General features: G+C 61.0%; 13 protein-coding genes and 3 tRNA genes. All 16 read right to left on the bottom strand.

What is annotated here, in order from left to right:
• Positions 1-49: 49 nt before the first annotated feature.
• Entirely contained in the window at positions 50-1,000 is a 951-nt protein-coding gene (locus ACYZT6_RS08835; protein ID WP_462026542.1) for a FecR domain-containing protein, read from the bottom strand.
• Entirely contained in the window at positions 997-1,506 is a 510-nt protein-coding gene (locus ACYZT6_RS08830) for a sigma-70 family RNA polymerase sigma factor (RefSeq protein WP_462026541.1), read from the bottom strand. Before ACYZT6_RS08830 ends, ACYZT6_RS08835 begins: the two co-directional genes overlap by 4 nt.
• A 248-nt stretch (positions 1,507-1,754) precedes the next feature.
• A tRNA-Asp gene (locus tag ACYZT6_RS08825) sits at positions 1,755-1,831 on the bottom strand.
• A 105-nt stretch (positions 1,832-1,936) separates the two neighbouring features.
• A tRNA-Asp gene (locus ACYZT6_RS08820) sits at positions 1,937-2,013 on the bottom strand.
• Positions 2,014-2,068: 55 nt separating this feature from the next.
• Positions 2,069-2,144, bottom strand: a tRNA-Val gene (locus ACYZT6_RS08815).
• A 183-nt stretch (positions 2,145-2,327) separates the two neighbouring features.
• The gene (locus ACYZT6_RS08810; protein WP_462026540.1) at positions 2,328-3,101 is read right to left on the bottom strand and encodes an SDR family oxidoreductase; all 774 of its coding nucleotides are present in this window, start codon (positions 3,099-3,101) and stop codon (positions 2,328-2,330) included.
• The gene (locus tag ACYZT6_RS08805) at positions 3,098-4,309 is read right to left on the bottom strand and encodes an O-succinylhomoserine sulfhydrylase (protein WP_462026539.1); all 1,212 of its coding nucleotides are present in this window, start codon (positions 4,307-4,309) and stop codon (positions 3,098-3,100) included. The genes ACYZT6_RS08810 and ACYZT6_RS08805 overlap by 4 nt, the downstream gene beginning before the upstream one ends.
• Positions 4,310-4,416: 107 nt before the next feature.
• On the bottom strand, positions 4,417-5,922 hold the full coding sequence (gene purF, locus ACYZT6_RS08800; protein ID WP_462026538.1) for an amidophosphoribosyltransferase: 1,506 nt from the start codon (positions 5,920-5,922) through the stop codon (positions 4,417-4,419).
• Positions 5,923-5,963: 41 nt separating this feature from the next.
• Positions 5,964-6,524 carry a CvpA family protein gene (locus ACYZT6_RS08795; protein ID WP_109633196.1) on the bottom strand — a complete coding sequence of 187 codons (561 nt, stop codon included), beginning with the start codon at positions 6,522-6,524 and terminating at the stop codon, positions 5,964-5,966.
• A 272-nt stretch (positions 6,525-6,796) separates the two neighbouring features.
• Positions 6,797-7,480, bottom strand: a complete 684-nt coding sequence (locus ACYZT6_RS08790) for an SPOR domain-containing protein (RefSeq protein ID WP_462026537.1) — start codon at positions 7,478-7,480, stop codon at positions 6,797-6,799.
• Positions 7,464-8,771: a bifunctional tetrahydrofolate synthase/dihydrofolate synthase gene (folC, locus tag ACYZT6_RS08785; protein WP_462026536.1), complete on the bottom strand. Its 1,308-nt coding sequence runs from the start codon at positions 8,769-8,771 to the stop codon at positions 7,464-7,466. The genes ACYZT6_RS08790 and folC overlap by 17 nt, the downstream gene beginning before the upstream one ends.
• Positions 8,768-9,688, bottom strand: a complete 921-nt coding sequence (gene accD / locus ACYZT6_RS08780) for an acetyl-CoA carboxylase, carboxyltransferase subunit beta (protein ID WP_462026535.1) — start codon at positions 9,686-9,688, stop codon at positions 8,768-8,770. The genes folC and accD overlap by 4 nt, the downstream gene beginning before the upstream one ends.
• Before the next feature lie 209 nt (positions 9,689-9,897).
• Positions 9,898-10,521 carry a phosphoribosylanthranilate isomerase gene (locus ACYZT6_RS08775; protein WP_462026534.1) on the bottom strand — a complete coding sequence of 208 codons (624 nt, stop codon included), beginning with the start codon at positions 10,519-10,521 and terminating at the stop codon, positions 9,898-9,900.
• Positions 10,522-10,584: 63 nt separating this feature from the next.
• Positions 10,585-11,439, bottom strand: coding sequence for a tRNA pseudouridine(38-40) synthase TruA (gene truA / locus ACYZT6_RS08770; protein WP_461958152.1), 855 nt, complete (start codon positions 11,437-11,439; stop codon positions 10,585-10,587).
• Positions 11,440-11,738: 299 nt separating this feature from the next.
• Complete coding sequence (locus tag ACYZT6_RS08765) at positions 11,739-14,381, bottom strand: FimV/HubP family polar landmark protein (protein ID WP_462026533.1); 2,643 nt, start codon at positions 14,379-14,381, stop codon at positions 11,739-11,741.
• 208 nt (positions 14,382-14,589) lie between these two features.
• A complete protein-coding gene (locus ACYZT6_RS08760) occupies positions 14,590-15,600 on the bottom strand; it encodes an aspartate-semialdehyde dehydrogenase (RefSeq protein WP_462026532.1) in 1,011 nt (336 codons plus the stop codon).
• Between the last annotated feature and the right edge of the window lie 164 nt (positions 15,601-15,764).

Here is a 15,764-nt window from a genome sequence, read left to right as displayed (position 1 = left end):
TCGTTCACTTGCCTTGAATGACAAGCGAGGCGAAAAAAGGGGACACGCTTCAAACACTATTTTTGCGCGGCAGCAGCGTTACCCAATAACGCGTACGCGAATGCACCTCCAGCGGCAGGCTGGCCGCCAGCAGCGCGAGGATACGATCGGTGTCCTCCAGGCGAAAACTGCCGGTGACACGCAGGGATTCCAGCTCCGGCTCCCAGCGCAACACGCCCGGGCGATAAGTGCTGAGCTCGCGCAAAAAATCCCCCAGGGGCTGGTTCTGCGCCATCAGCACACCATCGCGCCAGCCTGGCGCGAGCACGTCGAAAGGCTCTACAGCGCCGGCACCCGTTGCCTGAAGGCTGACTTGCTGGCCTGCGCGCAACGAAAAGACCGGTCCGTGCAAAGGCTGCAACTGCACCGTGCCCTTGAGTGCCGATACCTTGCACCCCGTCTGCCACTGACGAACACACACTTCGCTTTGACTGACGACCACCTGGCCGAAGTGCGTCTGGATCGTCATCGGCGAAGTGCCGGGGACTTTCAGGGCTATTTCGCCCTCAACAAGTTTGAGTAGCCGGTTGCTCAGATCGATATCGACGGCGCTCGCGGTGTTCAATTGCAGCAAGCTGCCATCGGCCAACTGGACTTTCTTGCCCTCCCCGGTCGCCGTCCGTAGGTCGGCGCTCCAGACATCCAACGGCAACTGTCGACTGATCAGCCAGGCGGCCGGCACCAATGCCACCGCGCCGACGGCGCGCTTGAGCACGGTGCGCCGGCTCGGCTGCGGTCGATCCAGACTGGCCATCGCCAGTGCTGACGGCAGCTCGGCAAAGCGTTGACGCAGCAGTTGCGCTTTTTGCCAGGCCTGCTCGTGGCTGGAATGGCTGTCGCGCCAACTCTGCAATTCGGCTCGATCCCGCTCATTGGCAGTGCCCGACTCCATGAGCGCCAACCACTGCGCGGCCGACCGTATAACCTGGCGGGCGTCGGCCGAAGGTGCGGAAGCGCTCACAGTGTCACCAGCAGGCAATGCTCGTAGGCTTGGGCCATATAGCGCTTGATCGTGCGCTCCGAGACTTGCAGGCGCTCGGCGATTTCTTGATAACCCAGGCCTTCCAGTTGGCTCCAGAGAAACGCCCGTCGTACCGGGGTCGGCAATCCATCGAGCAATTCGTCGAGGGCTTGCAAGGTTTCCAGCAGGATCCAGCGCTGTTCGGGGGATGGCACGCAGTCTTCTGGCAAAAGCGCCAGGGCATTCAGGTAAGCCTGCTCCAGGCTGCGGCGCTTGTAGAAGTTGGTGAGCAACCGTTTGCCCACGGTCGCCAGGTAGGCGCGAGGTTCTTGCAGGTCAGCAATGCGCTGGGAGCTAGCGAGCAAACGCACGAACGTATCCTGGCTCAGGTCCGCCGCATCGTGACCATTGCTCATGCGTCGTCTCAACCAGCTTTCGAGCCAGCTGCGATGGTCGCGGTACAAATCGTGGAAGGTTTGCTCCTCCGGCATCGCTGCATCACTCATTTCAAGAAGCCCTGTGCCAGGAGTTATCGTAAATGAGAGTGATTCTAATTAATGTCGGGCGTGTGAAGGAAGCCCTTTATGCATCGGCTGAGCAGAAAGGTTGGATTGGCAGGGTATGGCGGGAGGAAAAGCCAAATCGCAGACACAAAAAACCCCGGTCTTTCGACCAGGGTCTTTGCTATCGACTCGAAGACAGCCAGTGGCTTTCTTCGTAGCTCCAAGGCGTTCAGTGGGCCTTGAAGCAGATATGGCGCAGCGGACGGGACTCGAACCCGCGACCCCCGGCGTGACAGGCCGGTATTCTAACCGACTGAACTACCGCTGCGTATCGCTTTGGACTTGCGTCCAAGTAACTCGTCTGATTAAAAGCTCTGAGACTTTTCAGTCTCTCTTTCAATCTCGAATCAGGACAAGCCTGACTCGGAAAATATGGCGCAGCGGACGGGACTCGAACCCGCGACCCCCGGCGTGACAGGCCGGTATTCTAACCGACTGAACTACCGCTGCGCGTCGGTGGAGGCTTTTAAAAGCTTCCATCTTGCTTTCGCAAGACTCTCGGATTTGGTGGGTGATGACGGGATCGAACCGCCGACATTCTGCTTGTAAGGCAGACGCTCTCCCAGCTGAGCTAATCACCCGTTTGCATCTCCGAGGCCGCGAAATTTACGCAGGTAGCGAACCTAAGTCAATAGCAGGATTGAAGTTTTTTCAAAACAGCTTCAAGTCACAAGCTTCAAGCGGCAAGTAAAAGCAGGACTGCGTATTCAGGGCCTGCACGAGCTCGCATTTACTTGCCGCTTGCAGCTTGAGGATTGCAGCTTCTACTTGTAGACCATCTTCTTGGTCATGCCGCCATCGACCACAAACTCCTGCCCCGTGACAAAACCGGCATTCTTCGACAGCAGCCAAGCCACCATCGCCGCAACGTCTTCGACGGTCCCTACCCTGCCCGCCGGATGCTGGGCATGGTCGGCCTCGGTCAGGGGTTCGGCCCGTCGTGCCACCGGGTCTCGCGCATCGATCCAGCCGGGGCTGACCGCGTTGACGCGAATTTCCGGCCCAAGGCTGATGGCCAGCGCGTGAGTCAGGGCCAACAGACCACCCTTGCTCGCCGCGTAAGCCTCTGTGTCCGGCTCGGACTGCGCAGCGCGGGTCGAGGCCAGATTAACGATCGCACCACTGTGAGCGCGCAGATACGGCGCACAGTGCTTGGCCAACAGCATCGGCCCGCTGAGATTGACCGCCAACACCCGATTCCAGTAAGCCAGATCGAGGCTTTCCAAAGTGATGTTGTGCGGGTCGGCAATCGCCGCGTTACACACCAGCGCATCCAGACGCCCAAACTGCCCCAACACTTCAGCGACGCCCAACGCCACTTGGCCCTCGTTCGAGACGTCCATGGCGATGAACCAGGCGTTTTCGCCCAGCACTTTCGTCACTTTCGAACCGCGCACTCGATCCAGGTCGGTCAGCACTACCTGCCAGCCTTCGCTGATCAGCCAGGCCGCAATCCCCAGCCCGATGCCGCGTGCGGCACCGGTGACCAGTGCAACGCGGCCATGGGTGCCCGTACCCGGCGTCGACAACTCGATCACAAGGCAGCCAACCCGCGCGCCAGATCGGTTTGCAGGTCAGCCACATCTTCCAGACCAACCGCGACGCGGATCAGGCTGTCACGAATGCCTGCCGCTTCACGCTCTTGCGGCGCCAAACGGCCGTGGGAGGTGGTGCTCGGGTGCGTGATGGTGGTTTTGCTGTCGCCCAGGTTGGCGGTGATCGAAATCAGGCGGGTCGCATCAATAAAACGCCAAGCGCCCTCTTTGCCACCCTTGACCTCGAAACTCACGACCGCACCGAAACCCTTCTGCTGACGCAGAGCCAGTTCGTGCTGCGGATGGCTCTTGAGGCCGGCGTAATGGACTTTCTCGATGCCGTCCTGCTGCTCCAGCCACTCGGCCAGTTGCTGGGCGTTGGCGCAATGCGCTTTCATCCGCAGGCTCAGGGTTTCCAGGCCCTTGAGGAAGATCCAGGCGTTGAATGGGCTCAGGGTCGGCCCGGCGGTACGCAGGAAACCCACCACTTCTTTCATCTGCTCGCTGCGACCGGCGACAACGCCGCCCATGCAACGACCCTGGCCGTCAATGAACTTGGTCGCCGAGTGCACGACGATGTCCGCGCCCATCTTCAGTGGCTGTTGCAACGCAGGGGTGCAGAAGCAGTTGTCGACGACCAGCATCGCGCCTTTGGCGTGAGCGATTTTCGCCAGTTCGGCGATGTCCACCAGTTCGGCCAGTGGATTGGACGGCGACTCGACGAACAGCAATTTGGTGTTGGCCTTGATTGCCGCGTCCCAACCGGACAAGTCCGCCAGAGGCACGTAGTCGACTTCGATACCAAAACGCTTGAAGTACTTCTCGAACAGGCTGATGGTCGAGCCAAACACACTGCGCGACACCAACACATGGTCGCCGGCGCTGCACAGGCTCATCACCACCGCCATGATCGCTGCCATGCCGGTTGCCGTGGCCACCGCTTGCTCGGCGCTTTCCAGCGCGGCAATGCGCTCTTCGAACGCACGCACGGTCGGGTTGGTGTAGCGCGAGTAGACGTTGCCCGGCACTTCACCGGCAAAACGTGCCGCCGCGTCGGCAGCGGTACGGAAGACATAGCTGGAAGTGAAGAACATCGGATCACCGTGTTCGCCTTCCGGCGTGCGGTGCTGACCGGCGCGTACGGCCAGGGTATCGAACGCTACGCCTTCGAGGTCGCTGTCCAGCCGACCGGCATCCCAATCCTGACTCATGCTGTCACTCCTTGCCTTGCTCGGTAATAGATACAAAACCGGCCTGGAGGCATGACACCTTGTAGGAGCGGTCATTACAGACAGGTCGCTACTAGGCCGGTAGTTACTCAGTTGTTATACAGATCGATGATCGCGCTGACTGCCTGCGTCTTGACCTTGGAGGCATCGTTCCGTGCCTGCTCGATCTTGTTCAGGTAAGCCTCGTCGACGTCGCCGGTCACGTAGTGGCCATCGAACACCGCGCAATCGAACTTCTCGATCTTGATCTTGCCGCCACCGACCGCTTCGATCAAGTCGGGCAGGTCCTGATAGATCAACCAGTCAGCGCCGATCAGGTCAGCAACGTCCTGGGTCGAACGGTTGTGGGCGATCAGCTCGTGGGCGCTCGGCATGTCGATGCCGTAGACGTTCGGGTAGCGAACGGCCGGGGCTGCGGAGCAGAAGTAGACGTTTTTCGCGCCGGCTTCACGGGCCATCTGGATGATCTGCTTGCACGTGGTGCCGCGAACGATCGAGTCGTCCACCAGCATCACGTTTTTGCCGCGGAATTCCAGTTCGATGGCGTTGAGCTTCTGGCGTACGGATTTTTTCCGCGCAGCCTGGCCCGGCATGATGAAGGTGCGGCCGATGTAGCGGTTCTTCACGAAGCCTTCGCGGAACTTGACGCCCAAGTGGTTCGCCAGCTCCAGGGCCGCGGTGCGGCTGGTGTCCGGGATCGGGATGACCACGTCGATGTCGTGATCCGGACGCTCGCGCAGGATCTTCTCGGCGAGTTTCTCACCCATGCGCAGACGGGCCTTGTAGACCGACACGCCGTCGATGATCGAGTCCGGACGCGCCAGGTAGACGTGTTCGAAGATGCACGGGGTCAGGGACGGGTTGGTCGCGCACTGACGGGTGTGCAGCTTGCCGTCTTCAGTGATGTAGACCGCTTCGCCTGGGGCCAGGTCGCGAATCAGGGTGAAACCGAGCACGTCCAGGGAGACGCTTTCGGAGGCGATCATGTACTCGACGCCTTCGTCGGTGTGACGCTGGCCGAAGACGATCGGGCGGATGCCGTGCGGGTCACGGAAACCGACGATGCCGTAACCGGTCACCATCGCGACGACCGCGTAACCACCGACGCAACGGTTGTGCACGTCGGTGACGGCAGCGAACACGTCTTCTTCGGTTGGCTGCAACTTGCCGCGCTGGGCCAGCTCGTGCGCGAACACGTTGAGCAGCACTTCCGAATCGGAGTTGGTGTTGACGTGGCGCAGGTCAGATTCGTAAATCTCCTTTGCCAGCTGTTCAACGTTGGTCAGGTTACCGTTGTGCGCCAGGGTAATGCCGTAAGGCGAGTTGACGTAAAACGGTTGAGCTTCGGCCGAGGTCGAGCTGCCCGCGGTCGGGTAACGCACATGGCCAATGCCCATGTGACCGACCAGGCGCTGCATGTGACGCTGATGGAACACGTCACGCACCAGGCCATTATCCTTGCGCAGGAATAACCGGCCATCATGGCTGGTCACGATACCGGCAGCGTCCTGGCCGCGGTGCTGGAGGACGGTTAGCGCGTCATACAGCGCCTGATTGACGTTCGACTTACCGACGATACCGACGATGCCACACATGCGACGCAACCCCTACTTAATGGATCTGAACTGAGCACAACTCACTGAGGCGTTTTGGCCATCGGCAAGAGGTGCTCCTTGAACGGTATCTCAGCGGGTACGCTGATACCGCTGGCAAGCCACTGACTGCTCCACCCGAGGATCAGGTTTTTGGACCAGTCTGCGACCAATAGAAATTTTGGCACGAGCTGTGACTGTTGCCACCACCCGTCCTGCTGTACCGGCCCCAGGCTCAACAGCCCGACCGCCACGACCACCAGCAACACGCCACGCGCAGCGCCGAAGGCCATGCCGAGGAATCGATCGGTCCCGGACAATCCGGTGACGCGAACCAACTCGCCGATAAGATAATTGATCATTGCGCCTACGATTAAAGTGGCGACAAACATGATGGCACAGCCCGTGATCACACGAGCCGATGGCGTTTCGATGTATCCGGCGAGGTACTCGGACAATGCACCACCGAACATCCAGGCGACGACTCCTGCGATGATCCAGGTCACCAGCGATAATGCTTCTTTGACGAAGCCGCGGCTCAGACTGATCAATGCGGAGATGGCGACGATTGCAACGATCGCCCAGTCAACCCAGGTAAATGGCACAGTGCAGCCTACAGACGGATAAGGCGGCGCATTTTAGCAGAGCCCATGGCTATCGGTAAGCTGCGATTGTCAGTGCATTTCAAATCGGGGCGATAGTTTTAAAGTACACCGGCCCCTGTAGCAGCTGGCGAAGCCTGCGTCCGGGTGCGCAGCAGCCGTAAATCCAGGCAATTCGGTGCATCAGGCACACCGTGGAAGCAGGGTTTACGGCCGCCTCGCAGCCGGACGCAGCCTCGCGGGCTCGGCAGCTGCTACAGAGATGAGCGTCGGTGTCAGCCGCGTTCAGGCTGGAAACGCACCACAAACCCCTTGAGGTTCTTCTGGCGGCCCAACAAGTCACGCAGACGATCGGCTTCGGCGCGCTCGATCAGCGGTCCGACAAACACCCGATTCTTGCCATCGGCCGTACGGATGTAGGCGTTATAGCCCTGACTGCGCAGGTCTTTTTGCAGGCTTTCGGCACTTGCACGGCTCGACAGGCTGGCCAGTTGCACCGACCAGCTGACCGACAGGCCGTTGGCATCGACGCGACTCTGAGTCGTGTCCGGCTTGCCCGGCGCAGGAGTGATTGGCTGAGACGGCGCGGTTGCAGGCTTGGCAGCCATAGCAGGAGCAGGAGCAGGAGCAGGTGCTGGCGCGACCGGCTTGGCAGCAGGCACAGGCGCCACTGGCGCACTCGGTGCAATCGCAATCGGCGCGGACGGCGCTTCTTGCTGAGCGATCTCATCATCGCTCGGCACCGGTTCTTGAGGCAGCGCTTGCGGCTCAGGCACCACCACCGGCTCGACCTGCACTTGCGGCACCGACGGTGCTTGCGGTGCAGTCGGGGCTTCGACCGTCACTTGACGCTGCTCATCCTGACGGGAAAACAGCATCGGCAGAAAAATAACCGCCAGCGCCACCAGAACCAGGGCGCCAACCATGCGCTGTTTGTATGCCTTATCCAGCAATGCCATTTGCCGCTTCCTCCGTGGAGCGCCGGGCCAGCCATTCAAGGGCCTCGGCAACACAATAAAATGATCCGAACAACAGAATCTCGTCGTCGCTCGTCGCCAGTGCGCACTGCCCTTCCAGGGCGGCGGCCACACTGTCATAGGACGTTACCGCGGCGCCAAGGTTCTGCAACGCCGCCTGCAAATCGGCAACCGGGCGCGCACGCGGTGAATCCAGCGGCGCGACAGCCCATTGCTGGACACTAGCATTCAATTCACCGACAACACCATCCAGATCCTTGTCCGCCAACAATCCAAACACCGCCAGGCGCTTGCCGACCGGTGGACGGCTGGCCAGACGGCGTGCCAGATACTCGGCCGCATGCGGGTTATGCCCCACATCCAGCAACAGGCTCAGGCGCTTGCCCTGCCAGTCGAACTGACGGCGATCGAGACGACCGACCACCCGCGTCGCTTTCAGGGCCTCAATAATCTGTGCATCCACCCACGGCAAACCGATCAACAGGTATGCCTGCAAGGCGAGTGCAGCGTTTTCCATCGGCAGGTCGAGCAACGGCAGATCGCGCAACTCAACCACACGCCCTTGAGCGTCTACACCGCGCCACTGCCAGTTGTGATCGGTGATACCAAGATCAAAATCGCGGCCACGCAGGAAAAACGGGCAATTGAGCTCGCGGGCTTTATCCAGCAAAGGTTGCGGAGGATTGAGATCGCCACACAGCGCAGGTGCGCCCTGACGGAAGATGCCGGCCTTTTCGAACGCTACGGATTCACGGGTATTTCCCAGATAATCCGCGTGATCGACACCGATGCTGGTGACCAACGCCATGTCGGCATCGACCACGTTGACCGTGTCCAGACGCCCGCCCAGGCCGACCTCCAGCACCACGGCATCAAGCCCGGCCTGCTGGAACAGCCAGAACGCCGCCAGGGTGCCCATTTCGAAGTACGTCAGGGACGTCTCGCCACGGCCCGCCTCGACCACAGCAAAGGCTTCGCACAGCTCGGTGTCAGTTGCTTCGACGCCGTTGACCTGCACCCGCTCGTTGTAACGCAGCAGGTGCGGAGAATTGTAGACACCGACGTTCAGGCCTTGAGCCCGCAGCAACGAAGCCACGAATGCGCAGGTAGAACCCTTGCCGTTGGTGCCGGTGACCGTGATCACCCGAGGCGCCGGCTTGCCCAGTCCCATGCGGGACGCTACCTGTTGTGAGCGCTCAAGGCCCATGTCGATGGCCGAAGGGTGCAACTGCTCAAGGTAGGCGAGCCACTCGCCAAGGGTACGTTCGGTCATAGGTTGGCAGGTACCGGTGGAACCACGATCGGCTCGATGGGTGCGGCGACGAATTTCGGCGTCGGCAGGCCCATCATTTGTGCCAGTAGGTTACCCAGGCGTGGACGCAGTTCCTGACGGTGAACGATCAAGTCGATCGCGCCGTGTTCCAGCAGGAACTCGCTGCGCTGGAAGCCTTCCGGCAGTTTTTCGCGCACGGTTTGCTCGATAACGCGCGGACCGGCGAAACCGATCAGGGCTTTCGGCTCACCGACAATCACGTCGCCCAGCATTGCCAGACTGGCGGACACACCGCCATAGACCGGGTCGGTCAGCACGGAGATAAACGGAATGCCTTCTTCACGCAGACGCGCCAGTACCGCAGAGGTCTTGGCCATTTGCATCAGGGAGATCAGGGCTTCCTGCATCCGCGCACCACCAGAGGCGGCGAAGCAGATCATCGGGCAACGGTTTTCCAGCGCATAGTTGGCGGCGCGGACAAAACGCTCACCGACGATGGCGCCCATCGAACCGCCCATGAAGGAGAATTCGAAGGCCGAGACCACCACCGGCATGCCCAGCAAGGTGCCGCTCATGGAGATCAGTGCATCTTTTTCGCCAGTCTGCTTCTGGGCAGCGGTCAGGCGATCCTTGTACTTCTTGCCGTCGCGAAATTTCAGCCGGTCAACCGGCTCCAGGTCCGCGCCCAATTCGGCACGGCCTTCGGCGTCAAGGAAGATGTCAATGCGCGCACGGGCGCCGATACGCATGTGGTGGTTGCACTTGGGGCAAACGTCCAGGGTCTTTTCCAGCTCCGGACGATACAGCACAGCCTCGCAAGACGGGCATTTGTGCCACAGACCTTCAGGCACCGAGCTCTTCTTGACCTCGGAACGCATGATCGAAGGGATCAGTTTGTCTACTAACCAGTTGCTCATGCTTTCTTTCTCCAGTACCGGCGGCCCGAACGCTCTGGTTCGCAGCCCCGCGTATGCCCTTGAGCTAAATTCATGTGTGTGGCGATGATCGGTGGATGGCCGGGTCAGTGAAGCGTGACCTGCGTACAACCCATCAATCCTCAGCCGTGCCTGCTTTGTGCAGCGCAGTGCATTTTGGGACGGCGGCAGTCTGCCAGCCGTCACATCAACTACGTGCTACTGCGTACCGCCTTGATGAATGCCTGAATCTTTGCGTGATCCTTGACGCCCTTGCTCGCCTCTACCCCACCGCTGACGTCCACCGCGTAAGGCCGAACCCGGGCGATTGCCTGCGCAACGTTATCCGGGGTCAGGCCACCGGCGAGGATGATCGGCTTGCTCAAGCCTTGCGGTATCAGAGACCAGTCGAACGCTTCACCGGTTCCGCCGGGTACGCCTTCAACGTAGGCATCGAGCAGGATACCGCTGGCGCTCGGAAATGCATCGCATGCCGCCGCGATGTCGTCGCCGGCCTTGACCCGCAGCGCCTTGATATACGGGCGGTGCCAGCCTTCACAGTCGGCCGCGGTTTCGTCGCCATGGAACTGCAACAGGTCCAGCGGCACGGCGTCGAGCAGTTCGCCCAACTCGCAGCGGCTGGTGTTGACGAACAACCCCACAGTGGTCACGAACGGCGGCAGCGCTTTGATAATCTCGCGCGCCTGCTGGAACGTCACCGCCCGCGGGCTCTTGGCGTAAAACACAAACCCGATGGCATCCGCCCCGGCCTCGACCGCCGCCAACGCATCTTCTATGCGGGTAATCCCACAAATCTTGCTGCGAACGGCTGACATGTCGATAAAACCTCAGGGCAAATCCGAGAAAGTCCCGGATGGTAACAAATGCGTTCGAGGGCGTCAGCCGTCAAGTTCAGAGAAGCCGGTGAGGAAGTGTGGGCCGATGTAACGCTCAGGCAATTCGAACTCGTCGCGATATTCGACCTGCACCAGATACAGACCGAATGGATGCGCCGTCACCCCGCCAGAACGACGGATCCGGCTCTCCAGCACTTCCTTCATCCACTCCACCGGGCGCTCGCCGGCACCGATGGTCATCAATACACCGGCGATGTTGCGCACCATGTGGTGCAGGAAGGCGCTGGCGCGGATATCCAGCACGATCATCTTGCCGTGGCGCGTGACACGCAGGTGGTGCAGTTCCTTGATCGGCGACTTGGCCTGGCACTGGCCGGCGCGAAAAGCGCTGAAATCATGAGTGCCAACCAGATATTGGGCCGCCTCGGCCATACGCTCGACGTCGAGCGGACGGTGGTTCCAGGTGATTTCTTCGTTCAGGTGCGCCGGGCGGATCTGATCGTTGTAGATCACGTAGCGATAGCGCCGGGCGATGGCCTTGAAGCGCGCATGGAAATGCGCCGGCATGACCTTGGCCCAGCTGACACTGACGTCGTGGGGCAAGTTGATATTGGCGCCCATGACCCAGGCCTTCATCGAACGCTCGACCTGGGTGTCGAAATGCACCACCTGGCCGCAGGCATGCACGCCAGCATCCGTGCGCCCGGCACAGAGCAACGACACCGGTGAGTCGGCGACTTTGGACAAGGCCTTTTCGAGGGTTTCCTGCACGGTGAGCACGCCGGAGGCCTGGCGCTGCCAGCCGCGATAACGCGAGCCTTTGTATTCAACGCCCAGCGCGATCCGGAAAAAGCCGTCGGCCGCCAGTTCGGCGGCCGGGTTATCTATATTTGCCAAGGAGTAACAGCCTGCTGATATGCGCAAAGGCGGGCATTATAAGGCTGCGGCACCGGGATGCCAGAGGCGCGTCATTTTTGGAACCTGTCGGGCAGGATTTGCGCCGGCACTGAGGGCCTCATCGCGGGCAAGCCCGCTCCCACAGGATCGGGACTGTCCGCATCACTTGTATCCGACCCGATCCCTTGTGGGAGCGGGCTTGCCCGCGATGGCAATCGCCCAAACACCATTACACCACCGGCTAAAACAAAAACGGCAGCCTCAATGGGCTGCCGTTTCATTTACTGCCTACCGATTACTCAAGCCAGATGCGAAAGCATCTCCTTGGCTTCACTCTTCTGGCCAGAGTTGCCCTCGGCCACTACCTCATTGAGGATGTCCCGAGCGCCGTCGTTGTCGCCCATGTCGATGTAGGCCTGGGCCAGATCGAGTTTGGTAGCGACTTCATCGGTGCCGGAGAGGAAGTCGAAATCCGGCTCGTCCGCCGCGGAAGCCATCGCGTCTTCTGCGGTAAAGGTCGGCTCACCCATGCTCTGGGACAGACGATCCAGCTCGGCGTTGACGTCTTCCAGCTCAGCGGCGAAGGCGTCCGGCTCAGCCGGGGGGGTGGTGGCGCTGTCCATTTCATCGGCCAGCGACAAGTCGAAATCGGCCGGCAACTCCAGGTCGTCCTGCGGAACTTCAGGTTTCACAGGCTCGACAGGCAAGTCCTTCACGCCTTCGTCCAGATCCAGCAGGAAGTCATCTTCAGCGAGCATCGCCGGCGATGGGTCTGCGCCCAGATCCATGTCCAGATCGAAGTCCGACAGGTCGTCGAGGTTTTCCTTGATGTCGGTCTGTTCCTTCAACACCGACTCAAAGCTCAGGTCGTCATCCAGCGGGAATTCTTCAAGGTCAGCTGCCGATTCCGGTTCTGCTGCAACCACCGCCGGAGAAGCGTTCTCCAGATCATCCAGGCTCAGATCGAAGGCGCTGTCGAAGTCATCAGGCACTGCCGGTGTCGGCGCTTGCGGCTCGTCCAGCAGCAGATCCTTGACGTACTGCGCGTCCAGCTCGGCAGCGATGGCGGCAGCGGCGAGACCACCGGTAGCTGCGATAACCATCGCAGGGAAACGGGTTTTAAGCTGTTCGACCTGGGCGAAGTTGTCACCGTTGGCCACCAACTGGCGCTCCTGAGCGACAAATGCATCACGATCGCCCTGCTGGCCGTAGACTTCCATCAGCTTCAGACGCAGGTCGCTTCGCTGTGGTTCTTGCTTGATGCCGTCCTCGAGCAACGCGGCTGCCTGGTTCAAACGACCGGCGGCAATGTGCGACTGAGCCTTGGTCAGTACGTCGTCATCGCGGTCGGCTGCTGGCGAGACCAGTGGCGCGGCGATCGGCGTCGTCATTACGTCCGGAGTTGGCGCTGGCGCAGGTGCAGGTGGTGGTGTTGGTATCGGCGCGGGAGCGAGCGTCACGCTCGGCGGCGGAACTTCCAGGCCTTCGAAGCTGCTTTCCGGCAGGTCCTGTTCGGCGGAGAACTCCTTCTCTTCTTCCAGGGCACGAGCCATGCGCAGGTGTTTCTCGGCTTCTTGCTGCGCTTTGCGGCGACGTGCCAGCAACAGCAACAACAGCAGCAGAACCACTGCACCGCCGCCCACCAGACCCAACAGGACCGGATTGGTCAGCAGCTCGTTGAATTTCTGGTCGTCGGAAGCGACTGGCGTCGGCTCGACTGCCGCCTCGGCAGGCACTGGCGCCGGGGCGGCCTCAGGCGTTGCCGCCTCTGGCGCAGGCGCTACCGGAGCCGGAGGCACTTCCGTCGGCGCTACCCCAGGGTTGGCGGCCAGTTCAGCAGACATCGCCGGAGCGGTCGCTGCTGCAGCCGGCGCATCAGCAGCGCCTTCGGCCTGCAACTTGGCCAATTGGTTGTTCTTCAGCTCGATCAGGCGTTGCAGCTTTTCCATCTGACTTTGCAGATCGGTCATGCGGCTTTTCAGTTCGGCATTGTCACGACGGGTCGTGTCGAGGCTTTCCTGGGTGACAGCCAGTTTGTTGCCCAAGGCCTTGGCATCGCCTGCAGCGCCTTTGCCACGGGCTTTGCCGGTTTCTGCAGAGACCAGGCTCAGATTGTCTTTTGCTGCTTGCGTCGGAGCGGCGTCAGCTCGGCCACGCTTGGTAGCATCGAGTTGCTGCTGCCCGGTGCCGGGCTTCGCCACATAACGACGACCCTGGCGCCACGCGGTGTTCTGCGCCGCAACCTCAGCGATTGCCTTGGGTTGCGTCAGGTTGGTGCTCTGCGCCTGATCGGGCATGCGCAGCACCTGACCGGTTTTCAGCCGGTTGATGTTGCCGTCGATAAAGGCGTCCGGGTTCAGCGCCTGGATAGCCAGCATGGTTTGCTGGACCGACCCGCCATTACGCGCCTTCGCGGCGATTTCCCACAGGGTATCGCGCGGCGTGGTGGTGTATTGGGCCGGCTGGGTGGCACCGGTCACCGGCGCAGTGACCGCTTGGGTCGGCGCAGGCTGCGCAGCCGCTTCAGCGGTCTGCGGGGAGAATTTGGATGGATCGAGCAACACGCTGTAATCGCGCAGCAGTCGACCGTTGGGCCACATCACCTGAACCAGGAATTTCACCATCGGTTCGGACAGTGGCTTGCTGGACGTCACACGCAGGATGCTTTTACCGCTGGCGTTGAGCACGGGCGTGAAGGTCAGGTCGTTGAGAAACGCCTGGCGATCGACACCGGCCTTGGCGAAATCTTCGGGCGAAGCCAGGCTCGGCACCACTTCCGCGGCGGTGAGGTCCTTGACGTCGAGCAGCTCGATTTCCGCCACCAGAGGTTGGTTCAGCGTCGACTTCAGGGTCAATTCCCCGAGCCCGAGGGCATGCGCCATACCGGAGGACAGCGCCGAGGCGGCCGCTATTGCTAACACCAGTTTGCGAACTTGAACCATAGCCTCATCCTTTGTTTGAACATTCCTCGGCCAGCGAGAAGGTGTTGATAGCCGCTGCCGTAAGGCATTGCGCGCGGCGACGAAGGGTCGTCACGCGCGATCGTTTCATTCATGCCCCGGAAAGCCCCGCAGGGTGGCTCGCCATCAGCAATCCGGCCAAGCATAACGCTCGACCGGACTCATTCGAAAAATTGTTGCCAAGTATCTTTTACAGCAGGTCTTTTATCAACAATTCAGCCACCTGCACAGCATTGAGCGCGGCGCCTTTGCGTACGTTATCTGACGTCAGCCACACATTAAGTTCCGACGGGTCGTCGATTCCGGCACGAACCCGACCGACGTAAACCACGTCCTGCCCTACCGCATCGCCTACCGCTGTCGGGTAATCGCCGGCTTCCACCAGTTCGATACCCGGCGCGTCTTCCAGAGCTGCGTTGATTTTCGCCAGGTCCACAGCGCTCGCAGACTGCAAGGTCACGCTAAAGCTATCGCCAAAAAACACCGGGGCTTGAATGCAAGTGACGGAAATCTTTAATAAAGGCAGGGCCATGACCTGACGCAGCTCACGCACCAGGCGTTTTTCCAACAGCGTGTGACCCTGCTCATCAGGCTTGCCGACCTGAGCCAACAGGTTGAACGCCATTTGCCGATCGAAGAAGGTCGGCTCCAGCGGACGCACGTTCAGCAGCTCGGCGGTTTGCCGGGCCAGCTCGGTCACCGCTTCGCGGCCCTGAGCGGAGACGGCCAGGCTGGCGGTCAGGTTGATGCGTTGCAGGTCGAGCAAACCGAGCAACGGCGCCAGCACCACGGCCAGCGTCGTGGCCGACGGGCTTGGGCTGCTGACCTGGAAGGGCTTTTTCAAACCGGCGAGGATGTTGGCGTTGGCTTCCGGCACCACTTGCGGCGCCTGATCGGCCGGCAACGCGCCGGACAGGTCGATCAGCGAGCAACCGGCGGCGGTGGCGCGCGAGGCGAAACTCAGGGTCACCGCCGGGCCGGCGGCAAAGAACACCAGCTGGACTTTGCTGAAATCGAATTCGTCGACTTCACGCACCCGCACGTTCTTGCCGCGAAACGGCACCGAATGCCCGGCGGATTCGCTGCTGGCCAGCAGGTGCAGGTTACCGACCGGGAAGTCGCGCTCTTCGAGAATCTGCACGAGCGTTTCGCCGACAGTACCGGTGGCGCCGATCACGGCAATATCAAAGGACTGGCTCATGGTTCTACCTCTGGCGAAACGGGGGGAGCGGCACTTTACCGGGTGGGGGGCATGCAGGCAATTCGGCTGGGGATTTGCGGTGCCTGTACCGGCCTCTTCGCGGGCAAGCCTCGCTCCTACAGGCTATGTGGACGCCCGGATCTCTTGTAGGAGCGAGGCTTGCC

This window comes from Pseudomonas sp. RT6P73 (assembly GCF_054897715.1).
This window is presented reverse-complemented; position numbering and strand designations above follow the sequence as displayed.